Source organism: Micromonospora sp. NPDC005305 (genome assembly GCF_040607315.1).
Classification (GTDB): Bacteria; Actinomycetota; Actinomycetes; order Mycobacteriales; family Micromonosporaceae; genus Micromonospora.
In genome coordinates, this window is record NZ_JBEXGL010000004.1 from 337,490 (window position 1) to 362,036 (window position 24,547).

At 74.0% G+C, this 24,547-nt stretch carries 22 protein-coding genes; 11 read left to right on the top strand and 11 right to left on the bottom strand.

Annotation, left to right across the window (positions count from 1 at the left end; translation table 11 throughout):
- Positions 1-10: 10 nt before the first annotated feature.
- On the top strand, positions 11-733 hold the full coding sequence (locus ABZS80_RS09850) for a phosphatase PAP2 family protein (protein ID WP_355055347.1): 723 nt from the start codon (positions 11-13) through the stop codon (positions 731-733).
- Positions 734-762: 29 nt separating this feature from the next.
- Here ABZS80_RS09850 and ABZS80_RS09855 read toward each other — a convergent pair whose 3' ends face one another.
- From ABZS80_RS09855 to ABZS80_RS09880, 6 genes are all read right to left on the bottom strand, one after another.
- Positions 763-1,941, bottom strand: a complete 1,179-nt coding sequence (locus ABZS80_RS09855; protein WP_151464884.1) for a MarP family serine protease — start codon at positions 1,939-1,941, stop codon at positions 763-765.
- Positions 1,942-2,028: 87 nt separating this feature from the next.
- Positions 2,029-2,721: a CoA pyrophosphatase gene (locus ABZS80_RS09860; RefSeq protein ID WP_355055349.1), complete on the bottom strand. Its 693-nt coding sequence runs from the start codon at positions 2,719-2,721 to the stop codon at positions 2,029-2,031.
- Entirely contained in the window at positions 2,718-3,320 is a 603-nt protein-coding gene (locus ABZS80_RS09865) for a TlpA disulfide reductase family protein (RefSeq protein ID WP_355055350.1), read from the bottom strand. Before ABZS80_RS09865 ends, ABZS80_RS09860 begins: the two co-directional genes overlap by 4 nt.
- On the bottom strand, positions 3,317-4,096 hold the full coding sequence (gene nth / locus ABZS80_RS09870) for an endonuclease III (protein WP_151464881.1): 780 nt from the start codon (positions 4,094-4,096) through the stop codon (positions 3,317-3,319). The genes ABZS80_RS09865 and nth overlap by 4 nt, the downstream gene beginning before the upstream one ends.
- Before the next feature lie 60 nt (positions 4,097-4,156).
- The gene (locus tag ABZS80_RS09875) at positions 4,157-5,338 is read right to left on the bottom strand and encodes a CapA family protein (RefSeq protein ID WP_355055351.1); all 1,182 of its coding nucleotides are present in this window, start codon (positions 5,336-5,338) and stop codon (positions 4,157-4,159) included.
- Positions 5,339-5,445: 107 nt separating this feature from the next.
- On the bottom strand, positions 5,446-6,108 hold the full coding sequence (locus ABZS80_RS09880; protein WP_355055353.1) for an adenosylcobinamide amidohydrolase: 663 nt from the start codon (positions 6,106-6,108) through the stop codon (positions 5,446-5,448).
- Positions 6,109-6,326: 218 nt separating this feature from the next.
- On the opposite strand from ABZS80_RS09880, the gene ABZS80_RS09885 reads away from it, so the two are divergent.
- Positions 6,327-7,004 (top strand): Crp/Fnr family transcriptional regulator, encoded by a 678-nt coding sequence (locus tag ABZS80_RS09885; RefSeq protein WP_007073398.1) that lies wholly within the window; start codon positions 6,327-6,329, stop codon positions 7,002-7,004.
- Between the two features lie 270 nt (positions 7,005-7,274).
- Entirely contained in the window at positions 7,275-8,036 is a 762-nt protein-coding gene (locus ABZS80_RS09890; protein WP_355055354.1) for a metallophosphoesterase family protein, read from the top strand.
- Positions 8,037-8,092: 56 nt separating this feature from the next.
- Here ABZS80_RS09890 and ABZS80_RS09895 read toward each other — a convergent pair whose 3' ends face one another.
- Positions 8,093-9,109 carry an acetamidase/formamidase family protein gene (locus ABZS80_RS09895; RefSeq protein ID WP_355055355.1) on the bottom strand — a complete coding sequence of 339 codons (1,017 nt, stop codon included), beginning with the start codon at positions 9,107-9,109 and terminating at the stop codon, positions 8,093-8,095.
- Positions 9,106-10,545 carry an APC family permease gene (locus ABZS80_RS09900; protein ID WP_355055356.1) on the bottom strand — a complete coding sequence of 480 codons (1,440 nt, stop codon included), beginning with the start codon at positions 10,543-10,545 and terminating at the stop codon, positions 9,106-9,108. The genes ABZS80_RS09895 and ABZS80_RS09900 overlap by 4 nt, the downstream gene beginning before the upstream one ends.
- A gap of 148 nt (positions 10,546-10,693) precedes the next feature.
- Here ABZS80_RS09900 and ABZS80_RS09905 point away from each other — a divergent pair, with 148 nt between their 5' ends.
- The 7 genes from ABZS80_RS09905 (at position 10,694) to ABZS80_RS09935 (ending at position 19,853) form a co-directional block, all read left to right on the top strand.
- Complete coding sequence (locus ABZS80_RS09905; protein WP_355055358.1) at positions 10,694-11,338, top strand: TetR/AcrR family transcriptional regulator; 645 nt, start codon at positions 10,694-10,696, stop codon at positions 11,336-11,338.
- 15 nt (positions 11,339-11,353) lie between these two features.
- Complete coding sequence (locus ABZS80_RS09910) at positions 11,354-12,148, top strand: TIGR03084 family metal-binding protein (RefSeq protein ID WP_355055359.1); 795 nt, start codon at positions 11,354-11,356, stop codon at positions 12,146-12,148.
- A complete protein-coding gene (locus ABZS80_RS09915) occupies positions 12,145-13,830 on the top strand; it encodes an acyclic terpene utilization AtuA family protein (protein WP_355055360.1) in 1,686 nt (561 codons plus the stop codon). The genes ABZS80_RS09910 and ABZS80_RS09915 overlap by 4 nt, the downstream gene beginning before the upstream one ends.
- A complete protein-coding gene (locus ABZS80_RS09920) occupies positions 13,827-14,966 on the top strand; it encodes an acyl-CoA dehydrogenase family protein (protein ID WP_355055362.1) in 1,140 nt (379 codons plus the stop codon). Before ABZS80_RS09915 ends, ABZS80_RS09920 begins: the two co-directional genes overlap by 4 nt.
- Positions 14,966-16,567 (top strand): carboxyl transferase domain-containing protein, encoded by a 1,602-nt coding sequence (locus tag ABZS80_RS09925; RefSeq protein WP_355055363.1) that lies wholly within the window; start codon positions 14,966-14,968, stop codon positions 16,565-16,567. The genes ABZS80_RS09920 and ABZS80_RS09925 overlap by 1 nt, the downstream gene beginning before the upstream one ends.
- Positions 16,568-16,635: 68 nt before the next feature.
- On the top strand, positions 16,636-18,666 hold the full coding sequence (locus tag ABZS80_RS09930; protein ID WP_355055364.1) for a biotin carboxylase N-terminal domain-containing protein: 2,031 nt from the start codon (positions 16,636-16,638) through the stop codon (positions 18,664-18,666).
- Positions 18,663-19,853, top strand: a complete 1,191-nt coding sequence (locus ABZS80_RS09935) for an acyl-CoA dehydrogenase family protein (protein WP_355055365.1) — start codon at positions 18,663-18,665, stop codon at positions 19,851-19,853. Before ABZS80_RS09930 ends, ABZS80_RS09935 begins: the two co-directional genes overlap by 4 nt.
- Positions 19,854-19,965: 112 nt before the next feature.
- Here the strand turns inward: ABZS80_RS09935 and ABZS80_RS09940 are convergent, their stop codons facing one another.
- Positions 19,966-21,750, bottom strand: coding sequence for an alpha/beta hydrolase (locus ABZS80_RS09940; RefSeq protein ID WP_355055366.1), 1,785 nt, complete (start codon positions 21,748-21,750; stop codon positions 19,966-19,968).
- A gap of 255 nt (positions 21,751-22,005) precedes the next feature.
- On the opposite strand from ABZS80_RS09940, the gene ABZS80_RS09945 reads away from it, so the two are divergent.
- Positions 22,006-22,473, top strand: coding sequence for a hypothetical protein (locus ABZS80_RS09945; protein WP_355055367.1), 468 nt, complete (start codon positions 22,006-22,008; stop codon positions 22,471-22,473).
- On the opposite strand, the gene ABZS80_RS09950 is transcribed toward ABZS80_RS09945, so the two are convergent.
- Together ABZS80_RS09950 and ABZS80_RS09955 are read right to left on the bottom strand one after the other, a co-directional pair.
- Positions 22,460-23,974: a protein kinase gene (locus ABZS80_RS09950; RefSeq protein ID WP_355055368.1), complete on the bottom strand. Its 1,515-nt coding sequence runs from the start codon at positions 23,972-23,974 to the stop codon at positions 22,460-22,462. The genes ABZS80_RS09945 and ABZS80_RS09950 overlap by 14 nt on opposite strands.
- 30 nt (positions 23,975-24,004) lie before the next feature.
- The gene (locus ABZS80_RS09955) at positions 24,005-24,475 is read right to left on the bottom strand and encodes a hypothetical protein (protein WP_355055369.1); all 471 of its coding nucleotides are present in this window, start codon (positions 24,473-24,475) and stop codon (positions 24,005-24,007) included.
- Positions 24,476-24,547: the final 72 nt, after the last annotated feature.

Here is a 24,547-nt window from a genome sequence, read left to right on the forward strand (position 1 = left end):
TGAGCGCCCCATGTCCGATGTCGCGGTCCAGATCGCCCGGCGGGTGCTGCTGCCGGTCACCCTGCTCTTCGCCGTCCTGGTGGGGTTGGGCCTGCTGGTCACCCGGGTGCTCGAGACGACCTGGCCGTTCACCGTCGAGGACACGGTCAACCGCGAGTTGGCCGCGCACCGGACGTCCGGCTGGAACGACGTCTCGCTGGTGTTCAGCACGCTGGCCAGCACCCAGCTGATCGTGGTGGTGACCGTGCTGGTGGCGCTGGTGCTGCGGCTGGTGCTGCACCGCTGGCGGGAGCCGATCTTCCTCTGCGCCGCGGTGAGCGCGCAGGCGCTGATCTTCCTCTTCACCACGATGGTCATCGACCGCGGCCGGCCGGCCGTCGAGCACATGGACGACTCGCCGCCGACCTCCAGCTTCCCCTCGGGGCACACCTCGGCGGCGATGGCGCTCTACGTCGGCATCGCGGTGCTGCTCGCGCTGCGGGCGCGGAGCACACCGGCCAAGGTCGGCTGGTGGGCCCTTCTCGTGCTGGTGCCGGTCGGGGTCGCGCTCACCCGGATGTACCGGGGCATGCACCACCCGAGCGACGTGCTGGCGTCCTTCCTCAACGGCGGCGCCTGCGTGGCGATCATGGCGCGCGCGGTGCTGGACCGCACGCGCACCTGGGGCCGGGCCAGGCTGCCGCTCGGCCGTTCCGGCGGCGACGTGACCCCGGCGAGGACCACCGCCGGCTGACCACCGGCGGCGGCTGGATCACCGGCGGCTCAGGTGCACTCGCCGGTGGCGACCCCCCGGGTACGCTCCGCGCCGGCCAGCGCCACCGACCGGGCCTCAGCGGCGGTCACCGCGAAGCCGGTGTTCGGGTCGTCCGCGGCGGCCGCGAAGATCACGCCCAGCACCAGCCCGTTCGAGGAGACCAGCGGGCCGCCCGAGTTGCCGCTGCGGACCAGCGCCCGGATCGTGTAGATCTCCCGGGTCACGTCACCGGACGAGTAGATGTCCGGCCCGGTGATCCGGTCGACGTCCCGGATCCGGGCCGGGCGGGCGTCGTACGGGCCGTCGAGGGGGAAGCCCAGCACGATGGCGTCGGCCCCGCTGCCGGCCTCGCCGGCGGCGAAGCGCAGCGACGGCCCCGGCAGCCCCGGAACGTGCAGCACGGCCAGGTCCCGCGCGGGGTCGTAGACGACGACCTCGCCGTCGTAGCGCTCGCCGCGCAGCTCCACGGCCACCGACCGGGTGCCCGCCACCACGTGCGCGTTGGTCATCACCCGGTCGTCGGCGTAGACGAACCCGGAGCCCTCGATGCGGCGCGCGCAGCTCGGCGCGGAGCCCAGCACCTTCACCACCGCCCGCTGGCTGTTCTTCACCACCTGCGAGTTGGCCAGCGTCGGGTCAGGCGGGGAGACCTGCCGGGCCCGGGTCGGCGCGAGGTCGCCGAAGACGTCCGGGAAGCCGTTGGTGTCGACCGTGTCGCGCAGTGCCGTGGACAGCTCCTGCGCCTGGTCCGGCAGGACCCGGTCGACCACGGTGAGCAGGGCGCTGTTGCGCACCGAGGAGGCCAGCCAGGGCACCGACGAGGAGCCCAGCGGCACGGCGACCAGCCAGGCCACCAGCATGACCGCGAAGACCGAGATGACCGCGCCGCCGGCGTCGTCGATCTTCCGCCCGGCCGGCCCGGTGATCGCGGCCCGGAGGTTCGAGCCCAGCCAGCCGGCCAGCGCCTGCCCCAGCACGGCCAGCCCGAAGATGGCGACCAGGGAGATCAGCACGCGGGTCCCGCTGTCGCTGAACTGCCGGGCGACCAGGGGCCCGAGCTGCAGGCCGAGCAGCGCGCCCAGGAAGAAGCCGGAGAACGAGAGGGCCCCGATGACGAAACCCTGACGGTATCCGCTGATCGCGAACACGAGCATGAGCAGGAGCAGTACGAGATCCACGGCGGACACGCCCCCAGGGTACGGGCACCGTGCCCGCAACAGGCTGACCGCTCGCTGAACGTGACCTTCGGATCCGTGCGGGTGATGCCCGCCGGGTCAGCGGACGGGGCTCTCGTCGACCGCGTCGGTGCCGGCGGAGGGGGCCGGGGCGGCACCGGCCGGCGGCAGCTCCACCACCCGGGAACGCGGCCACGGGCGGGCCCAGCCGCCCATGTCCAGCAGCGTGTTCAGCACCCCGGCCGTGAAGCCCCAGACCAGCATGCCGCGCACCGAGAAGGCCGGGCCGATCCAGCCGCTCGGGTGGCGTACCCGCATCCGGTTCTCCGGGTCGACCAGCTCGGCGACCGGCAGCCGGGCGACGTGCGCCACCTCGGCCGGCTCGCGCGGGTGCACCGGGTGCGGGGCGTGCCACCAGGCGAGCACGGGGGTGACCACGAAGTCGCTGACCGGGATCCACAGCTTGGGCAGCTCGGCCAGCACGGTCACGCTGGCCGGGTCGAGGTCGACCTCCTCGTTCGCCTCGCGCAGTGCGGTGGCGCTGGCGTCGGCGTCCTCCGGGTCGGCCGCCCCGCCGGGGAAGGCCGGCTGCCCGGCGTGGTTGCGCAGCGTGGCGGCGCGCTGGAGGACCAGCACATCCGGGCCGACGCCGGGCTCCTCGCCGAGCAGCACCAGCACGGCGCTCTCCCGGCCGCCGCTCTCCGGGGTGGTGAGCCGGGTGAAGTCCTCGGCCCGCGCGGTGCCGAGCCGGCCGAGCAGCGGGTCGAGCCAGTCCGGCGGCCGCGGGGTCACAGCCGCACCCCGAGGTGGGTGCGGACCAGCTCGGCGAGGCGGGCGTCGTCCAGCGCGCCGGTCGAGTCGGTGTGCCGGATCCGCCCGTCGGCGTCGACCAGGACGGTCAGCGGGAAGGCGTTGCGGCCGAGCGCCCGCTCGAACGCGTCCCCCTGGTCGACCAGCATGGGGAACCGGACGCCGAAGTCCTCGCCGATGGACTGCGCGCCGCCGCGGCTGTCCCGGCTGTTGACCCCGATCACCTGGAACCGGCCGCCGGCCCGCTCGCTGAGCCGCTGGAAGGCGGGCAGCTCCTTGCGGCAGGGCGGGCACCAGGACGCCCACACGTTGATCACCGCCGGCCCCCTGATATCGCGCACGTTCACGGGGGCGCCCCCGGTGAAGCAGGAGAGCGCCAGGTCGGGCAGTGGATCGCCGGCGGCGCCGGACGGGGCCGGGCCGGACGTCGGCGCGGCGGTCAACGGGGCGCAGTCGGCGAACGGCGAGGGGCGCTCGGCGCGGGTGGCCGGTGCCGGGCCGGCCGGCTCCTCGGTCGTGGCGGTGCAGCCGGCGACCGCGAGCAGCAGCGGGACGAGCAGGTGGGCGAGTCGGCGGGTCACGGCACCTCCGCCGCGACGGCCTGCTGCGGCACCAGGTCGGGGTCGAGGCCGACGGCCGCCGCCAGGTCCCGGGCGCGGGGCCCCTTGAGCAGCTTGGCCGCGGCCACCGGATCGGTCGGCCCGGTGCCGTACGAGGGGCAGAGCTTCGCCAGCGTGCAGGCGCCGCAGGCCGGCTTGCGGGCGTGGCAGACCCGCCGGCCGTGGAAGATGATCCGGTGCGACAGCATGGTCCAGTCGCGCTTCGGGTAGAGCGCGCCGATCGCGTGCTCGATCTTGACCGGGTCGGTCTCGGTGGTCAGCCGCCAGCGCTGCACCAGCCGCTGGAAGTGGGTGTCGACGGTGATGCCGGGGACGTCGAAGGCGTTGCCGAGAATCACGTTGGCGGTCTTGCGCCCGATGCCCGGGAGGGTGACCAGGTCGGCCAGCCGGCCGGGAACCTCGCCGTCGTAGCGTTCGCAGAGAGCCTGGCCCAGGTTGATCAGTGAGCTGGTCTTGTTGCGGTAGAAGCCGGTGGGCCGGATCAGCTCCTCCAGCTCGGCGCGGTCGGCCCCGGCGTAGTCCGCCGCAGTGCGGTAGCGGGCGAACAGCTTCGGGGTGACCTCGTTGACCTTCTTGTCCGTGCACTGCGCCGACAGGATCGTGGCGACGGCCAGCTCCAGCGCGTTGGAGTGGTCGAGTTCACAGTGCGCGTCGGGGTGGGTCTCGGTGAGCACCCGGCCGATCCGCCGGGCCCGGCGGGTGCGACCGAGGTCGGTCTCGGGGGAGGGCGTGGTCACGCCGGTCAGCCTACGTCGCGGGGGCGACGTCCCGTCGGGCCCACGCGGGCGTCGGTGTCCTCAGCCGCCCGCCGGAGCGCTGATCTTGCCGCTCCCGTCGACCTTGGCGCCGGTCTCCGGGAAGTCGGCCCGGCTGACCTCGCGGACGAGCCCGAGGCCCCGGTCCTGCCCGTCGACGGCCGGACGGCCAGAGCTGTTCATCGCGGTCGAGGTGAACTCGCCCCCGACGAAGCGGCCCTCCGCGGTCAGCGAGACCTTCAGCACGCCACCCCAGCCCAGCCGGCCGGCGCTGTTCAGCGACTTCCCGCCGCCGGCGAAGTTGCCCAGGCTGTAGGCGATCAGGCGCCCCTTGTAGAACTCCATGCCGCGCAGCACGTGCGGGCCGTGCCCGATCACCAGGTCGGCGCCGGCGTCGATCACGGCGTGGGAGAAGCGGATCGGGTCGCCCCGGTTCTCCCCGAAGTACATCTCGGTGCCCGGCTTCACCCGGGTGCGGTCGGGGCCCTCGGCGCCCATGTGCACCTGCACCACGACCAGGTCGGCCATGCCCTTGGCCATGGTGATGACCTGCTTAGCGGCGTCGATGTCGACCAGGCTGTTCGACCACGGGTACGACGAGAAGCCAACCACGGCGACCTTCACGCCCTTGACGTCGACCACGGTGATCTCGCCGGGCGCGCCGGTGTGCTTGAGCCCGTGCGCCTCCAGCGCCGACTGGGTGTTCTCGTAGCCCTGCTGGCCGTAGTCGTAGCCGTGGTTGTTGGCCTGGTTGAGCAGTTGGAACCCGGCGGAGCGCAGGTGCGCTGCCCAGCCCGGGGGTGCCCGGAACTGGTAGCAGTTCTTCGGCTTCGGGCCGCACTTGCCGGCGCCGGTGTCGTCGGTGAGCGGCTCCTCCAGGTTGCCCATCACGAGGTCGCCCTTGAGGGCGGCCTTGACGTCGTCGAAGAAGCCCTTCCCGCCGTTGCCCGGGAGCCGGGACGGGGCGTTGCCCATGATCACGTCCCCGGTCGCGGTCAGCGAGATCGACTTTTCGGTCGACCCGCTCGGCGCGGCGGCCTGGTCGCCCTCGGCCGGCCCCCCGGATGCGGTCGAGCCCCCGCCCTGGCCCGGCTGCCAGAGGGGCCCGTCGCCGGAGCCGGCGTCGCCGCAACCGGCGGCGAGCAGGACGACGAGCACGGCGCCGACGGCGGCGGCCAGGCGGGCGCGGGGGCCGGCGGAGCGGCGGCGACGGGGACCAGACACGGAGAGGGCGGGAGCGTACATCGTGGGCGACGCTACCGGCCCGGAAGCGCGGCGACGAGGGCCGATCGGTCGGAAAACCCGTCGGCCGGGCCGGGGCCGGTCCACGCTCACCCCTCCCGCCGGTGGGACCACGGCACGACGGTGCCCGCGCCGCCGGCCAGGACGGCCGCGTGCACGGCCCGCGCCAGCGGGGCGCCCCAGGCCGAGCGGGGGCCGCCGTACGGGGCCGGATCGCCGTCGGCCGGGCAGAGGACGGTGACCGCGTCGGTGGGGGTGCCGGTGGCCGGCAACCCCAGCTCCCAGATCGCCTGTGCCTTCGCCTCGGTGGCCGTGGCCACCGCGTTCACCAGCGCGGCGTCGCCCAGCCGGGCCGGCACGTACACGACGATGTTGACCGTGCCGACCCGCTGGGCCGGGGTCGCGGGGGCGGGCGCGGCGGCCCAGACGGGCATGCCGAGCCCGACCGTCGCCCAGACCCGTACGCCGCCGTCCGTCCGGGGCACCACGTCGGTCACGTCGACGCCGGTCAGCAGCCCGACGCCGGGCCCGGCCAGGCCGAGCCCGTCGGCCAGCTCGGTTAGGTGCGCGGCCGGGTCCTCCCGGTCGTACGACATGGGCACGGTCGCGTTGACCACCCACCCGCGCACGCCGATCCCCCCGCCCAGCGGGGCGGAGCCGACCGCCAGCAGCGGCGCCTCGGCCCGCCAGACCAGCAGCGGGATGTCCGACCCGTCCTCGGGCCGGCTGGTCAGGAACGGCTCGCTCAGCACGCCGGTCACCCTACGATCACAGGTGGGGGCGGTGGCGCCCACCCGCACGGAGGCGGGATCCTAGTCGTTGACCGGGTCGGGCAGGTTACGCCCAACGATCAAGATTCCAGGGGTGCACCTCTGATTCGTGCTCATGTGCGCCTAGACTGGTCGGCGCGCGAGGGATCAGCGGACGGCGGACCCGGCCGACGGACGGCACGCGCAAGCGGAGGTGCGCGATGGACGAGGTACTGGCCCGCAGCGGGATCTTCCAGGGTGTCGACCCGGAGGCTGCCGAGGCGCTCGCCAAGGAGATGGAGACGATCGAGGTCCGCAAGGGCGAGGTCGTCTTCAACGAGGGCGAGCCCGGCGACAGTCTCTACATCCTCCTGTCCGGCAAGATCAAGGTGGGTCGCCGCGCCGCGGACGGCCGGCAGAACCTGATCGCCGTGATGGGCCCGTCGGACATGGTCGGTGAGCTGTCGCTCTTCGACCCCGGCCCGCGTACGGCGACGGCCACGGCGGTCACCGACACCCGGCTGGTCCGGCTGCGCAAGCAGGCCCTGCGGCCCTGGCTGAACAACCGGCCCGAGATCGCCGAGCAGCTGCTGCGGGTGCTGGCCCGCCGGCTGCGCCGGACGAACGACTCGCTGGCCGACCTGATCTTCACCGACGTGCCCGGGCGGGTCGCCAAGAACCTGCTCCAGATGGCCGGCCGGTTCGGCACCCGCGACGGCGGCGTGCTGCGGGTGACCCACGACCTGACCCAGGAGGAGATCGCCCAGCTCGTCGGCGCCTCCCGGGAGACCGTCAACAAGGCCCTGGCCGACTTCGCCTCGCGCGGCTGGCTGCGGCTCGACGGCAAGAGCATCATCATCCTCGACCCGGAGCGCCTGGCCCGCCGCGCGCGGGTCTGACACCTCCGCCGGCGTCCCGGCCCGTGCCCGCCTCCGCGGGCCCGGGCCGGTTCCGTCTTCCCGGCGCGGTGGGTCCGCGATCCGGACCGGTTCCGCCTGCCCGCCGCGGTGGGCCCGCGATCCGACCGGTTCCGCCTGCCCGGCGCGGTGGGCCCGCGATCCGACCGGTTCCGCCTGCCCGGCGCGGTGGGCCCGCGATCCGACCGGTTCCGTCTCTGCCGGCTGCAGAATTCCTGGACCGGCCGGCCCGCCACAGCGGAGGCTGGGCCGATGATCGAGCGGGTAGCTGTTCTCTCCGACATCCACGGCGTGCTGCCGGCGCTGGAGGCCGTCCTGGCCGAGCCGGACGTGGCCGCCGCCGACCTGATCGTGCTCACCGGGGACATCGCGGCCGGCCCGCAGCCGGTCGAGGTGCTCGACCTGCTCGCCTCACTCGGCGACCGGGCCTGCTGGGTCGGCGGCAACGCAGACCGCGAACTGGTCGAGGCGCGGGCCGGGCGGCCGGCCGGGATCGAGGTGTCCGAGTGGGCCGCCACCCAGCTCCGCGACGACCAGGTGGCCCGGCTCGCCGCGCTCCCGCCGACCGTCACGCTGCCGGTCGCCGGCCTGAGCGACGTGCTCTTCTGCCACGCCACACCCCGGGACGACGAGGAGGTGGTGCTGGTCGACTCCCGGCTGGAACGCTGGGCCGAGGTCTTCGCCGGGCTGCCGGCCGCGGTGGGCACGGTGGTCTGCGGCCACACCCACATGCCGTTCACCCGGCTGGTCGACCGCCGCCTCGTGGTCAACCCGGGCAGCATCGGCATGCCGTACGGGGGCGCGGGCGCCTGGTGGGCGCTGCTCGGGCCAGGCGTGCAGCTGCGCCGGACCGGCTTCGACGTGGACGCCGCCTGTGCCCGGGTGGCCGCCGAGTCGGGCTTCCCGGACGCCGCGGCCTGGGCCGACGAGTACCTGCGCTCCCGCCACTCGGACGCGGACGCCCTCGCCGTCTTCGGCCCGCGCGACGGCCGCGCGACAGCACGAGGTTTGTGAATACATTTCGACGGCGGCGGGACCGGCCGGGGCGACCCGGCCGGCCCTCCGGCCGGTCAGCGGTGGGTCAGGTAGTGGCGGGCCGTCTCGCGCAGCCGGGCGTGCATCCCGTCGTACGCGCCGACGCCACCCAGGTAGCGCTTGTCCACCTTCGCCACCATCGTGTAGTTCGTGTCGCACACGTTGCCGACCGGCGCCTCACCGGCCTGGCTGACCAGCTGGTACGCGTCGAGCTGGTCCAGCCCCACCAGCTCGGCGGTCCAGGTGACCAGGTCGTGCTGGCTGATCCGGTAGGCGTCCTCCAGCGGGCGGGCCGAGCCGGTGGACAGGAGCGCGTCGTCCGACTCCAGCCGCGGCCACGGGGTGCCGGCCCCCTTGACGACGTCCACGACGACCGTGGTGTTCATGGCCGCCTCGATGCCGGTGCCGCAGACCTCGCCGTGGCCCTGCCGGCAGTGCCCGTCGCCGAGGGCGAAGAGCGCTCCCGGCACGTTCACCCCGAAGTACGCGGTGACGCCGGCCCGCAGCTCCGGGGTGTCCATGTTGCCGCCGTGCGCGTCCGGGGTGATCGTCATCCGGGCCTCGAAGGCACCGGGTGCCACCCCGGCGGTGCCGTGCATCGGGTCCAGTGGCAGCGCCACGGTGTAGTCGCCCCGGCGGGCCCGGTACGTCGCCGTGCCGGCCGCGACGTCGACGTCGTACCGCCAGACCACCTCGTCGAGCGGGGGTTGCAGGGTCGCCGTGGTGTGGGTGCTGGTGAGCGCGCCGAAGTGCGGAAAGGTGGTGGACACCGCCCAGTCCCGGGCCGGCTCGATGGAGATGAAGTGCACGGCCAGGGTGTCGCCGGGCTCGGCCCCCTCGATGTGGATCGGCCCGGTCACCGGGTTGAGGTACGGGAACTGGCAGACCTGCGACGGCAGGTCGTCGGTGCCGCGGACCCGGCCGCCGAAACAGTCCTCGGTGTACAGCTCGAGGATCGTGCCCGGGCTCACCCGGAGCACCGCCTCGCGCCCGCCGAAGGTGTAGGAGAGCTCGTCCGGCTCCGGCCGGTACTTCACCACGTCGGTGTTCACTGCGGCTCCTTCACCGGCTCGTCGGTGTTGTCGTGGGCGACGTCGACGAGCGCAGCCAGCTCGGGACGCCGGCCCGTCAGGTAGAAGGCCAGCAGGACCAGCAGCCCGACGCCCAACCAGACGAAGCCGAGCACCTGGGCGGCGACCTTGGCGTTGATGACGACGTAGAGCAGGATCAGGAACCCGATCACCGGCACCACGAGGTGCCGCAACCAGTCCCGGCTGCCGTTGCGCACGACGTAGTGGGTCACCACCGAGACGTGCAGCGCCAGGAACGCGGTCATGGCGCCGAAGTTGACAAGTGTGGACAGCAGCGAGATGCCGTCGTCCCGGCTGGCCATGTAGAGGCCGAGCGCCAGGGAGATGCCGGCGACCAGCAGGGTGGCGTTGGCCGGCACCTTGTGTTTCGGGTTGATCCGGGCGAGGAAGCGCGGCATCTGCCGGTCGCGGGCCATCGCGTACAGCAGGCGGGAGGTCGCGGCCTGCGCGACCAGGGAGTTGGCGAAGCCCCAGGCGATGGCGGTGGCCAGGGCGGTGAGCCCGGCCAGCCAGCCGCCGCCGGCCGCGCGGGCCGCGTCGTAGAACGCGGTTCCCTCGGGGTCGCCGTTGTCGAGCAGGCCGGGCGCGTCGGGCACCAGCAGGGCCGCGACCCAGGTCTGCACGACGAACAGGGCGCCGGCCAGCAGCAGCGCCGCGATCATCGCCCGGCCGATCTGCCGGGCCTCCTCGCGGCTCTCCTCGGCCAGCATGGAGATCCCGTCGAAGCCGAGGAAGGAGAGCACGGCGATCGACACCGCGCCGAAGACCAGCGGCCAGGAGAAGGTGTCCGCGTCGAACAGTGGCCGGAGCGAGAAGCCGGCACCCTTGCCCTGCGCCAGCGCCACCACGCCGACGACCAGGAAGATCGCGAGGATGACCAGCTCGGCGGCGAGCATCACCCGGTTGACCCGGGCGGTCATCTTGATGCCGAAGTAGTTGACGACGGTGTTGAGCACGACGAAGGCGGCCAGCCACACCCACACCGGCACGCCGGGCACGAGGGAGTGCATGGCCACGCTGGCCACCAGGTAGAGCAGGCCGGGCACGAGAACGTAGTCGAGCAGGATCACCCAGCCGGCGAGGAAGCCGACGGGCGGTGCGATGCCGCGACCGGTGTAGCTGTAGACGGAGCCGGCCATGGGGAACGCGCGGACCATCTGCGCGTACGACGAGGCGGTGAACATCATCGCCACCATGCCGATGAGGTAGGCCAGCGCGACCATGCCGCCGGACCCGGAGTACACGCTGCCGAAGATGCCGAAGGGCGCGATCGGCACCATGAAGATCAGACCGTAGATGAGCAGGTCGGTGAAGCTGAGGGTCCGGCTCAGTTCCTGCCGGTAGCCGAACCGTTCGACCTGGGCGACTGTCTCGGATGGGTCGGGAGGTTGAGTCACGGCACGCCTCCTTGATCTGGTGAGGCGCACGTTAGTCCAGCCATCGACCGACAGCTAGATCTATGCGCATGGATTGTATACATCGCTCGGTCAGGGCTCAGAAAAAGTCAAGCTTGACTGTTTGTTTCGGGGACGGCACGCTGTCCCCGTGCCCGCCACATCGACCCGCGTCCCTCAACAGGAGCGCAGCCGCGCCACCCAGGCCCGGCTGCTGGAGGCGACCGTCGAATGCCTGGTGGAGCACGGCTGGTCCGGCACGACGACGACCGTGGTGGCGGCCCGGGCGGGCGTCTCCCGGGGTGCCCAGCTGCACCACTACCCGACCAGGGCGGCCCTGGTCACGGCCGCCGTCACCCACCTCACCGAGCGCCGGGCCGTGGAGCTGCGCACCGAGGCTGCGGCGCTGCCGGCCGGCCCGCGGCGCCTCGACGGGGTGGTCGACCTGCTCGCCGCCGCGTTCACCGGGCCGCTCTTCGTCGCGGCGCTGGAACTGTGGGTGGCCGCCCGCACCGACGCCGAGCTGCGCGACGCCCTGGTCCCCCTCGAAGCCCGGGTCGGCCGGGAGATGCACCGGCTGACCGTCGAGCTGCTCGGCGTGGACGAGCGGCGACCCGGCGTCCGCGAGGCGGTGCAGGCCACCCTCGACCTACTTCGCGGCCTCGGCGTGGCCAACCTGCTCAGCGACGACTCGACCCGCCGCGCCGCCCTGCTGCACACCTGGAAGCGCCAACTCGCCGCCCTGCTCACCCCCGACGCCGGAGCGCCGACGCCCGGGAGCGCACGGCCGCACTGATCCCCCGGAGGCACCATGGTCGACCTGACAGCCCTGCTCGCGGACCTGGCCGCCGAGTCCGAGCAGCTCGACGCCCTCGTCGCGCCGCTGCCGCCGGAAGCCTGGGAGCGGCCGACCCCGGCGCCCGGGTGGAGCCTCGCCCACCAGATCGCCCACCTGGCCTGGACCGACCACGTCGCCCACCTCGCGGCGACCGACGCGGCGGCGTTCTTCGCCTCGGTCACCTCCGCCCCGGACCCGTCCCGGCTGGTCGACGACGGCGCCGCGTCGTTCCTCGCCCCGGCCGCCGCGCTGCTGGCGCGCTGGCGGGCGGGCCGGGCGGCGCTCGCGACGGCGCTGGCCGCCGTCCCGGCCGGGGAGAAGCTGCCCTGGTACGGCACCCGGATGTCGCCCACCTCGATGGCGACCGCCCGGCTCATGGAGACCTGGGCGCACGGCGAGGACGTGGCCGACGCGCTGGGCGTCCGGCGTGCCCCGACGGCTCGGCTGCGGCACGTGGCGCACCTGGGCTTCCGTACCCTCGGGCACAGCTTCGCGGCCCACGGCCGGGCGGTGCCGACGGCGCCGGTCCGCGTCGAGCTTGCCGCCACCGACGGTGACACCTGGGCCTTCGGGCCGGCGGACGCGGCCGACCGGGTCACCGGCCCGGCGCTCGACTTCTGCCTGCTGGTCACCCAGCGGCGCCACCGCGCGGATCTGGCGCTGGTCGCCACCGGGCCCGTCGCTGACGAGTGGCTCGACGTGGCCCAGGCGTTCGCGGGGCCGCCCGGCGGCAAGCGGGAGGCGGCGGGCAGCGAGGTGGTCCGGTGACGGCGCTGCGGGTCGGCAACGCCTCCGGCTTCTACGGCGACCGCCTCACCGCCTGGCGGGAGATGCTCGACGGCGGCGAGCTGGACGTGCTGACCGGCGACTACCTGGCCGAGCTGACCATGCTGATCCTCGGCCGGGACCGGATGCGCGACCCCTCGCTCGGCTACGCGAAGACGTTCCTGCGCCAGCTGGAGGGCACCCTCGGCACCGCGCTGGAGCGCGGGGTCCGGCTGGTCACCAACGCCGGCGGGCTCAACCCGGCGGGGCTGGCCGCCGCGATCGGCGCGCTCGCCGACCGGCTCGGCCTCACCGTCCGGACCGGGTACGTCGAGGGCGACGCCCTGGCCCGGCCGGACGCGCTGACCGCGAACGCGTACCTGGGGGCATTCGGGATCGCGGCCTGCCTCGACGCCGGGGCGGACGTGGTGGTCACGGGGCGGGTGAGTGACGCCTCGCTGGCGGTCGGCCCGGCCATCGCCCGCTTCGGCTGGACCCGGGACGACCTCGACGCGCTGGCCGGCGCCACCGTCGCCGGGCACCTCATCGAGTGCGGGGCGCAGGTCACCGGCGGCAACTTCAGCTTCTTCACCGAGCTGCCCGACGGCGGGCACCGGCCCGGTTTCCCCATCGCCGAGATCCACGCCGACGGCTCGTCGGTGCTCACCAAGCACCCCGGCACGGGCGGTGCGGTCACCGTCGAGACGGTCACCGCCCAACTGCTGTACGAGGTGGGCGGGCCGGCCTACCTGGGGCCGGACGTGGTGACCCGGCTGGACACCGTGGAGCTGGCGCAGGAGGAGCCGGACCGGGTGCGGGTCTCCGGGGTCCGCGGCACGCCCCCGCCGGACACCCTCAAGGTGGGCGTCAACAACCTGGGCGGCTTCCGCAACTCGATGACGTTCGTGCTCTGCGGGCTGGACATCCCGGCCAAGGCGGCCCTGGTCCGGGGTCAGCTGGAGGAGGCGGTCGGCAAGGAGGGGCTGGAGTTCACGCTGGCGCGGACCGACCACCCGGACGCCGCCGACACCGAGGCGGCGAGCGCGCTGCTGCACGTACACCTGCGGGACGGTGACAAGGCGCGGGCCGGGCGGGCCTTCTCGGCGGCCGCGGTGGAGCTGGCGCTGGCCTCCTATCCGGGCTGCACGCTGACCACACTGCCCGGCGACGCCACCCCGTACGGGGTGTTCACCGCGGACGCCGTGCCCCAGGACGCGGTGGCGCACGTGGCCGTGCTCCCCGACGGGGCCCGGGTGCCGATCCCGCCGCCCGCCGTCACGTGTTTGCAGGGGGCCCCTCTACAACGCGAGGCGTTAACAGGGGGCCCTTCCTTGCACCCGACCCGGCGGGCACCGCTGGGCGAGCTGGTCGGTGCGCGGTCGGGAGACAAGGGCGGGGACGCCAACCTCGGCGTCTGGGCCCGGTCGGACGCCGGCTGGGCCTGGCTGCGCGGCTGGTTGACCGTGGCGCGGCTGGCCGAGCTGCTGCCGGAGACCGCCCCGCTGACCGTCGAGCGGTACGAGCTGCCGAACCTGCGCGCCGTCAACTTCGTGATCCGGGGGCTGCTCGGCCAGGGGGTGGCCGCCTCGACCCGCTTCGACCCGCAGGCCAAGGCGCTCGGCGAGCTGCTCCGCTCCCGGCTCGTCGACCTGCCCGCCGACCTCACCCCGGGGGTGCCGTCGTGACCATGGTGGACACTCCCGAGCGGCGGCAGCTCCGCGAGCTGACCCGGGCCTTCGTGACGAAGGAGGTCCTGCCCCACCTGGACGACTGGGAGCGGGCCGGTGAGGTGCCCCGCTCCCTGCACGAGACCGCCGCGAAGATCGGGCTGCTCGGCATCGGCTTCCCCGAGTCGGTCGGCGGCAGCGGCGGCGACCTGCTCGACTCGCTCCTGGTGACCGAGGAGATCATTCGCTCGGGCGGTTCGTCCGGGCTGATCGCCGCGCTCTTCACCCACGGCATCGCGCTGCCGCACATGGTCGCCTCGCACGACGACGGCCTCATCGAGCGATACGTGCGGCCCACGCTGGCCGGCACGATGATCGGCGCGCTGGCGATCACCGAGCCGGACGGCGGCTCCGACGTGGCGGGCATCCGCACCTGCGCGCGGCGGGACGGCGACCACTACGTGGTGAACGGATCGAAGACGTACATCACCAGCGGCGCGCGGTCCGACTTCGTGACCACGGCCGTCTGCACCGATTTCCCCGGCTCCGGCTCGCTGAGCCTGCTCGTGATCGAGAAGGGCCTGCCCGGGTTCACCGTCGGCCGGCGGCTGGAGAAGCTCGGGTGGCACTGCTCGGACACCGCCGAACTCTCCTTCGTCGACGTCCGGGTGCCGGTGACGAACCGGGTCGGCCCGGAGGACACCGGCTTCCTGGCGATCATGCAGCAGTTCGCCACCGAGCGGCTGTCCCTGGCCACCCAGGCCTACGCCACGGCGCAGCGCTGTGTGGAACTGGCCACCCGCTGGTGCCGGGACCGGTCCACCTTCGGCCGCCCGCTGGCCAGCCGGCAGCTCGTCCGGCACCGGCTCGCCGAGATGCACACCCGCGCCGAGGCGGCCCGGGCGTACGTGCACGACGTGGCCGAGCGGGTGGTCGCCGGCCAGCCCGTGGTGACCGAGGTGGCGATGGCGAAGAACGTCGCCGTGGCCGCCTGCGACGTCGTCGTCGACGCGGCGCTGCAACTGCACGGGGGCTTCGGCTACCTGCGCGACGCCGAGGTGGAACGGCACTACCGCGACGCCCGGATCCTGGGCATCGGCGGCGGCACGACGGAGATCATGAACGAGATCATCGCGAAGGGCATGGGCCTTTGATGACCACACTCGACAGCGGGCTCGACCCGTCCTCGCCGGCCTACCGGGCCAACCGGGAGGCGCTGCTGGACCGCCTCGCCGAGCTGGAGACCGCGCTCGACCAGGCCCGGGCCGGTGGCGGCGAGAAGTACGTGACCCGCCACCACAAGCGGGGCAAGCTGCTCCCTCGGGAGCGGATCGAGTTGCTGCTGGACCAGGACAGCCCGTTCCTGGAGCTGTCGCCGGTGGCCGCGTACGGCACCGACTTTCCGGTCGGGGCCAGCACGGTCACCGGCATCGGGGTGGTCGAGGGCGTGGAGTGCCTGGTCGTCGCCAACGACCCGACGGTACGCGGCGGCGCCGTGAACCCCTGGGCGCTCGCCAAGACCCGCCGGGCCGGCGAGATCGCCCTGGCCAACCGGCTGCCCATGGTCAACCTGGTGGAGAGCGCCGGTGCGGATCTGCCCACCCAGGCCGAGATCTTCATCCCGGGCGGCCGGGTGTTCCGCGACCTGACCCGGCTCTCCGCGGCGAAGATCCCCACGGTCAGCGTGGTGTTCGGCAACGCCACCGCGGGTGGCGCGTACGTGCCGGGCATGTCGGACTACACGATCATGATCCGGGACCGGTCGCAGGTCTACCTGGCCGGGCCGCCGCTGGTGAAGATGGCCACCGGCGAGGTCACCGACGACGAGTCGCTGGGCGGCGCGGTCATGCACTCGGCGACGTCCGGCCTGGCCGACTTCCTGGCCGAGGACGAGCGGGACGGCATCCGGCTGGCCCGGCAGTGCGTACGCCGGCTCAACTGGCGCAAGCAGGGTCCCGCGCCACGCAACCCGTTCCCCTCGCCACCCAAGTACGACCCCGAGGAGCTGCTCGGCATCGCCAGCGCCGACCTCAAGGTGCCGTTCGACCCGCGCGACGTGCTGGCGCGGGTCCTGGACGGCAGCGACTTCGACGAGTTCAAGCCCGCCTACGGGACGGCCCTGGTCACCGGCTGGGGCGAGCTGCACGGGTACCCGGTGGGCGTGCTGGCCAACGCCCGGGGCGTGCTGTTCAGCGAGGAGGCGCAGAAGGCCGCCCAGTTCATCCAGCTCGCCAACGCCGCCGACACCCCGCTGGTCTTCCTCCAGAACACCACCGGCTACATGGTCGGCACCGAGTACGAGCAGCGCGGCATCATCAAGCACGGCGCCCTGATGATCAACGCCGTGTCGAACTCGACGGTCCCGCACCTGACCGTCAACCTGGGCGCCTCCTACGGGGCCGGCAACTACGGCATGTGCGGCCGGGCGTACGAGCCGCGGTTCCTGTTCACCTGGCCGAACGCGAAGTCGGCCGTCATGGGACCGGCGCAGCTCGCCGGGGTGCTCTCCATCGTCGCCCGGCAGGCCGCAGCCGCCCGGGGCCGCGACTACGACGAGGAGTCCGACGCCGCCATGCGGATGATGGTCGAGCAGCAGATCGAGTCCCAGTCCGGGGCGCTCTTCCTCTCCGGCCGGCTCTATGACGACGGGGTGATCGACCCCCGGGACACCCGTACCGTCCTCGGGCTCTGCCTGTCGGCGATCCACAACGGACCGGTGAAGGGCGCCGACGGCTTCGGCGTCTTCCGGATGTGACCGGTGAGCGCGAGGAACGCAGCGAAGCGGAGTCCCGCAGTCGCGAACGGAAGAAAGGCGCAGCGCCGATGATTACCAGGCTGCTCGTGGCCAACCGGGGGGAGATCGCCCGCCGGGTCTTCGCCACCTGCCGGACGCTCGGCGTGGAGACGGTCGCCGTGCACTCCGACGCGGACGCCGGCGCGCCCTTCGTGACCGAGGCCGACCAGGCCGTCCGGCTGCCCGGCAACACGCCGGCCGAGACGTACCTGCGGATCGACCTGGTCCTGGACGCGGCCCGCCGGGCCGGCGCGGACGCGGTCCACCCCGGTTACGGGTTCCTGGCCGAGAACGCGGAGTTCGCGGCCGCGGTCACCGACGCGGGGCTGACCTGGGTCGGCCCGCCGGCCAAGGCGATCGCGGCGATGGGCGACAAGATGGCGGCCAAGGCGCTGCTCGCCGACGCGGGCGTGCCGATGCTGCCCACCTGGACCGAGGCCGGCCAGGTGACCGGCTTCCCGGTGCTGGTCAAGGCCGCCGCGGGCGGCGGCGGCCGGGGCATGCGGGTGGTCCGCGACGCGGCCGGGCTCGCCGAGGCCGTCGCGGGCGCGCGCCGCGAGGCGGCCGCCGCGTTCGGCGACGGCACGGTCTTCATCGAGCGGTACGTCGAACGCGGCCGGCATGTCGAGGTGCAGATCTTCGGCGACAGCCACGGCACCGTGGTGGCCCTCGGGGCGCGCGACTGCTCGATCCAGCGCCGGCACCAGAAGATCGTCGAGGAGGCGCCGGGCGTCCTGCCCCCGGAGGTGCGGGAGCGGCTGCACGAGGCGGCGGTGGCCGCCGGGCGGGCGGTCGACTACGTGGGCGCGGGCACCGTGGAGTTCCTCCTCGCCCCCGACGGGCAGGTCCACTTCCTGGAGATGAACACCCGCCTCCAGGTGGAGCACCCGGTCACGGAGCTGACCACCGGGCTGGATCTCGTCCGGCTGCAACTGCTCGTCGCCGAGGGCGAGCCGCTGCCGCTGACGGCCACCCCGCCGGCCGACGGCCACGCCGTCGAGGTGCGGCTCTGTGCCGAGGACCCGGCGCAGGGTTTCCGCCCGGCCACCGGCACGCTGCACCGGTTCGCGATCCCGGAGGTGGCCGGCGAGTTCACCCGGACGAAGGGCCTGCGACTCGACTCCGGCGTGGCCGACGGCTCCGCGGTCAGCGTCCACTACGACTCGATGCTGGCCAAGCTGGTCGCCTGGGCGCCCACCCGGGCCGAGGCGGTCCGCGCCCTCGCCGGCGCGCTGGCCCGGGCCGAGCTGCACGGCGTCGCCACCAACCGGGACCTGCTGGTCCGGGTGCTGCGCAGCCCCGAGTTCGGCGCCGTGGACATCGACACCGGCTTCCTGGACCGGCACCCCGAGGTCTTCGCCCCGCTGCTCCCCACCGACCAGCTTCCCGTGGCCGCCCTCGCCGCCGCGCTGGCGGGCGCCGCCGGGCGCCGGGCGTCCGCGCCCCTGCTGGGCGGGCTGCCGTCGGGCTGGCGCAACGTGCCAGCGTTTCCGCAGGTCACCCGGTTCACCGGGGCGGACGGCGGCGAGGTCGAGGTCCGGTACCGGCTCGACCGCACGGGTGCTCTCGCCGACTGGTCGGTTTCGCCGGCCCCGGCGTCGACCGGCCCGGACGGGTCAGCGGCGGGCGGCGACACGACGTCCGGCGACGCCTTCCCGGCCGTGACCGTGGTCGAGGCCGCCCCGGACCGCGTCGTGCTCGACGTCGACGGGGTGCGGCGGGCGTTCCGCGTACACCGGGTGGGGTCGGAGGTCTTCGTGGACGGCCCGGACGGGGCGGCGAGCCTCACCGAGCTGCCCCGCTTCCCCCTGCCCACCGCCGAGCTGGCGGCCGGGTCGCTGCTCGCGCCGCTGCCCGGGGCGGTGACCCGGGTGCACGTCGAGGTCGGCCAGCGGGTGAGCGCCGGCGACCTGCTGCTGACCCTCGAAGCGATGAAGCTCGAACACCCCGTGCCGGCGCCGACCGACGGCGTGGTGGCGGAGCTGCCCGTGCCGGCCGGCGGCCAGGTCGACACCGGGGCCGTGCTGGCCGTGGTCAACTCCGAGGAGGACCCGCGATGAACTTCGACCTCACCCCCGAGCAGGACCAGCTCCGCGACGCGGTCCGGGCGCTCGGGCGGAAGTACGGCCACGGCTACTTCGTCGAGAAGGCCCGGGCCGGCACGCACACCACCGAGCTCTGGCAGGAGGCCGGGCGGCTCGGCTACCTGGGCGTCAACATCCCCACCGAGTACGGCGGCGGGGGCGGCGGCATCACCGAGCTGGCCATCGTCTGCGAGGAACTGGCCGCGGCCGGCTGCCCGCTGCTGCTGCTCGTGGTCTCGCCCGCCATCGCGGCCACCGTCATCACCAGGCACGGCACCGACGAGCAGCGCAAGCGCCACCTGCCCGGCCTCGCCGACGGCTCACAGAAGATCGTCTTCGCGATCACCGAGCCGGAGGCCGGGTCGAACTTCCACCGGCTCGGCACGGTGGCCCGCCGCGACGGCGACGACTGGCTGCTCACCGGCCGCAAGTGCTACATCTCCGGCGTCGACGAGGCCGGGCACGTGCTGGTGGTGGCCCGGGTCGCCGTCGGAGACGGCAGTGCCGGCTCAGGGGACGCTGCTCCACAGAAGCTCAAGCCGGCGCTGTTCATCGTGCCGACCGACGCCCCCGGGCTGGAACGCTCCAAGCTGGACATGGAGATCCTCTCCCCGGAGAACCAGTTCCTGCTCTACCTGGACGACGTCCGGCTGCCCGGCGACGCGCTGGTCGGCGAATCCCTGGACGCCGGGCTGCCCGCGCTCTTCTCCGGCCTCAACCCCGAACGGATCACGGTCGCCGCGATGGGCGCCGGCACCGGCCGGTACGCCATCGAGCGGGCCAGCGAGTACACCGCCAAGCGGACGGTGTGGGGCGGGAAGAGCATCGGCTCGCACCAGGGGGTCGCCCACCCGCTCGCCCACGCGGCCGTGCAGGTGGAACTGGCCCGCCTGATGATCCACAAGGCGGCCACCCTCTACGACGCCGGCCGCGACCTGGAGGCCGGCGTCGCCGGCAACATGGCCAAGTACGCGGCCGGCGAGGCCGCGGCGCTCGCCGTGGACACCGCCGTCCAGGCGCTCGGCGGCGCCGGCATGACCACGGAGTACGGCGTGGCGACCCTGCTGGGGGCGGTCCGGGCCGGCCGGATCGCCCCGGTCAGCCGCGAGATGATCCTCAACTTCGTCGCCCAGCACGTGCTCGGCCAGGACAAGTCCTACTGAGCGCGCCGGGTGCCGTTGCCCGGCACCCCTCCTCAGGGCGCCGGGCCACCAGCTCTGTCCGCGGCCCGGGGTACGGCGGGTGCCCGATCACCCGCCGCACCCCGGGGGTCCGTCAGCGAACGGTCAGCGTGCCGACCGCCGGCAGCGGCGCCACCACCGGCGGCAGCCGCTTCGGCTCGCCCCGACCGGGCGCACCGGCCCGGGCCAGGTCGCTCTTCGAGGCCTTCGCCCGGGTGGCCGCCGGCTCGTCCTGGAACGGCTGCGCGTCACCGGTGCAGAGCGTGCCCCTGGCGGGCAGCGTCCCCTGGAGCAGGTACGCGTCGACCGCGCCGGTCACGCAGGCCGAGGTGCCGTAGGCGGTGTGCCCCCAGCTGTCACTGCTGAGCAGCCGGCTGTTCGGCAGCAGCCTGGCCGAGCTGACCGCGCCCTGGTAGTTGGTCGCCGGGTCCCAGTAGTTGCCGACCACCAGCACCGGGGCGGCGGTGGTCCGGTTGAACGGGCCGGTGAAGGCGTCCTCGTCCCGCACCGTCCAGGTGTTGCGGGCGCAGGGCGCGGTGCCCCAGGCCCAGGCCCGGCCGAAGTACGGCGCGCGCTTGTCCTCCCGGGCCGACAGCGCCGGCCAGGCGTCCGCGCTCTTCGGGTGGTACGCGTCGGTGCAGTCCACCGTCAGGAACGTCTCCAGCCCGTTGTCGTACGGGAAGTCGTAGCCCCGCTGCCGGCGGGCCTCGGCGGCGCGCTGTGCCACGGCGGTGCGCGCCTCCGCCCGGTCGGAGGCGGGAGCGGCCGGGTCGGTCAGCACCAGCAGCTCACCGGTGAGGTCCACGATGTACTGCCAGCCGCTCGGGTCGTAGAGGTTGCCGAGGGTGGCGCCGACGAAGTCGGCGTAGCTGACGGTGAACTGCCCGGCGTCGGGGTCGTTGACCACCAGCGGCTTCTTGCGCAGCCGCTGCGCCACCGTCTCGTAGGCGTCGGCGGGGTCTCCACCGGAGGCCAGCGTGCACTTCTCCGCGCCGGCCTTGGCGCAGCGGGCCAGGATCTCGCGCAGCGCGCGGTACGCGCCGTCGGCGCTGCGCAGCCGGGTCTCCTGGAGCTGGTTGCGGGCCTTGCCCTGCCCGATCCAGGCGTTGGGGTTGAGCACGCCGTCGACCACCAGGGCGCGGAACCGGTCCGGGAACATGTTGGCGTAGTACTGCCCCAGCGCGGTGCCGTAGCTGAAGCCCAGGTAGCTGAGCTTCTTGTCGCCGACCGCGCGGCGCAGCACGTCCATGTCGCGGGCCACCTCGGCGGTGGACGCCGCGCCGGTCAGGGGCTTGCCGGTGGTCGAGCAGCCCTCGCCGACCGCCTTCGACGCCGCGACGTACGCCTTCTCCTCGGCCTTCGTGAACGGGAAGGCGACGTTCAGCCCGGCGTACGCCCGGGTCTGGTCCTTCACCGACGGGAAGCACTTGACGTTGTCGCTGGCGGCGATCCCGCGCGGGTCGACGCCGACGATGTCGAACCGGTCGAGCAGGTCGTCGCCGAGGAAGTACGGTGCGGCGAGCGCGATGCTGGTGCCGGAGCCGCCCGGGCCACCCGGGTTGAGGAACAGGCTGCCGACCTTGTGCTGCTGGTCGCGGGCCTTGACCCGGAGCACCGCCACCTCGGTGGTGGCGCCCTTCGGGTTGTCGTAGTCCAGCGGGAGCCGGACCGTGGCGCACTCGGCGTAGTCGTAGCAGGCGTACCAGTCGAGCTTCGGCGTGGGCACGCGGTCGACCCGGCGCGCCTCGGCGGCGCTGGTCCGGTCGTACGCCGGCGGCTGCGGCGTCGCGGCCGCGGCCGCGGCGGGCCAGACCGCCGATCCGGCGAGGACGAGGCCGGCGATCCCTGTTGCGGTGAGGGACCGGATTGCACGTGGCATGTGGCTGCCTTCCGGTGGGGAACGGGGTCCGTCGAGGAGACCTCGACACCCGTCACTTTAGGGATCACGGCCAACCGGAGCCGCCCGTCAAACGCGGACGGAAGCGACAGATTGCCGATTGATGTAACGAAGTTTTATTGATCGACGCTTTCGTTACTCTCCGGAGTGGAGGCTGGCCGGCTCCACGAACGCCGTCGGGGGAAGCCGTACCGGTCCGGCGGTTGACAGCGCGACAACCTGGGCCATGCTTGTCGGGTGAGTTCGTTCCCGAAGCCCGATGCGCGGGTCAAGGCCGTCGTCGCGTCGGTGGCGGCGGTGGCGGCGCTGGTGACGCTGGTGGTGTGGCGCCCGGCGGGCATCCTGTCGGTCGTGCTGGCCCTGGTCTGCGTCCTGCTCGGCATGATCGCCGGGGTGACGGTCGCCGCCGCCCGGCAGGCTCCGCCCCGCGCCGACGCGCCCAGCGACGAGTGGCCGGCCCTCACCGCCTACGGGGTGGACGCCGACACCCTGGAGGCGATCGACCCCCGGGCGGTGCGGCAGCTCCGCACGCCGGCCGGCGGCTACGCGGGCGACGCCGACACGTTGGAGGCGCTCGACCCGCGGGCGGTCCGGGACCTGCGGGCGTCCGGCGGCGGCTACCCGGGCGACGCCGACACCCTGGCTGCCCTCGACCCGCGGGCGGTGCGGCAGCAGCGGACGGCGAACGGGGTCAGCGACCGATGAGCGTCGGCACGGCCAGCGCGTCCACGCCCCGCCCCGCCAGGCACCGGTAGGTGCGGTCCGTGCCGGCCGGCGGCAGCACCTCCAGGTTCCAGCCGGTCACCTGCCGGACGCCGCTGGCCAGCTGGAACGTGCTCACGCTGCACACCTGCTGGACGGCCGGGTCGGCGACCACCGCGTCGTGGCCCGCACCGACCAGCGCGGCCGGCAGGTCACCCTCGGCGTAGGTCTCCCACGTGTGCCGGCCGTCGCAGGGCACCCGGGTGGCCTCGGCCCGGTCGCGGCGCAGCCGCACCGGGCCGTAACACTCCAGTTCGGACGCGCAGTGGACACCGGTCGGGAGGCGGACGTCGCCCGCCGCGCAACCGGGCGGCACCCGCGCCCCGGACGGCTCCACCGCCTCGCTGGCCACCGGCGTCGGCGACACCACGGCCGGCGCGCCGTCGGCCAGCCAGGCGCCCGCCCCGGCCGAGGCGGCGAGCGCGAGCACCCCCGCCCCGCCGAGGAACCAGCGTCGCGGCCAGCGCCGGCCACGGGTCGGCACGGTCGGATGGGCGTCCTCGGCCGGCGGGCGCGGGCTCGGCTGGCCGGCGCGGGCCAGCGGATGGCCCCCGGTGGTCGGGCCGCCGCTCACCGGAGCCCCCGGATAGGGCGCGCCGCTCACCGGCGTGGCACCCGGGTCCAGCGGGAGCGTGGCGAGCATGCCGCGCAGCTCGACGGCGGACGGCCGCTCGCCCGGGTCGTTGGCCATGCCCAGCCGCAGCACGTCGATCAGCTCGTCGGGCACCCCGGGCAGGCCGGGGATCGGCTGCTGGAACATCTCCAGCACGGTGACCAGGCTCGGGTTGCGCTCGGACTGCCAGCGCGGCGGCCGGCCGTGCATCACCGCGTAGAGGGTGGCGCAGAGCGCGTAGACGTCGACCGCCGGGCTGGGCGGGCTGTGGCTGAACATCTCCGGCGGCGCGTAGGCCGGGGTGAGCACCTCCAGGGTGACCGAGGCGTCGCGCACCTCGGCCAGCACCGCCAGCCCGAAGTCGGCCAGCACCGCCGAGTTGAAGTGCGAGTAGAGGATGTTGGCCGGCTTGACGTCGCGGTGCAGCACCCCGGCCGCGTGCGAGTGGGCCAGCGCGTCGGCGATCTTCACACCGAGGTCGCGGGCCTCGACCGCGCCCAACGGGCACCGGCGCATCCGCTCCGCGTACGAGCCGTCGCAGAGCTCCATGATCAGGTAGGGGTGCTGGTCGACGGTGACCCCGACGTCGAAGAGGTCCACCACGTGCGGGTGGGAGGACATCTTGCCGGCGGCCCGCGCCTCGCGCAGGAAGCGCGCCTGGTCCCGCTCGCTGTCCAGCGTGCGGTTCTCCACCTTGACCGCGACCTCGCGCCCCACCGAGATCTGGGTGGCCCGGTAGACGGTGGCGTAGCCGCCCCGGGCGAAGACCTCCAGGTCGGTCAGACCGGGCACGATGGGCAGCCGCAGGGCGCCGGGCGGGGTCTCGGTCACGACTCGAAAATACCCAACGGTCCCGGTCGCTCAGCGCACCGCGTCGGTCGCCGGAACCGGAGCGGTGTCGTCGGCCGCGGCCGGCTCGCCCGGCCCAGCGGCCGCCCGCCGGGCGTCCCACCACAGGCCGACGGCGGTCGCGACCGCGCCCAGACCCTCCCAGGCGGCGACCCCGAAGAACCGGTCCGGGGCGACGTCGGACAGCACCGCGATGCTGAAGACGGTGAACGTGACCAGCCGGAACCAGACCGTGAACCGGTAGAACGGCCGCCACTCGGTGGCCACCGCCAGCAGGTAGTAGACCCCCATGTTGAACGAGGCCATCGAGGACGCCGTGAGGAACGTGCCGGTGTAGTCGCCCGGGGCGCGCTCGGCGGGCACCTCGAAGCCGAGCAGGCGGAGCTGCGTCTCCGGCCAGATCAGCCCCAGCGCGCCGAGCAGCAGCGCCAGAAGCCCGAAGACCGCGATCGTCCAGCCGGCGCCGGAGCGCGGCAGCCTCATCGTCCCTCCCCAACCGTGGCCGCCGGCGTGGACGGCCCCTCACCCCCCACGCTAACCGCCCCCTCCGACAGG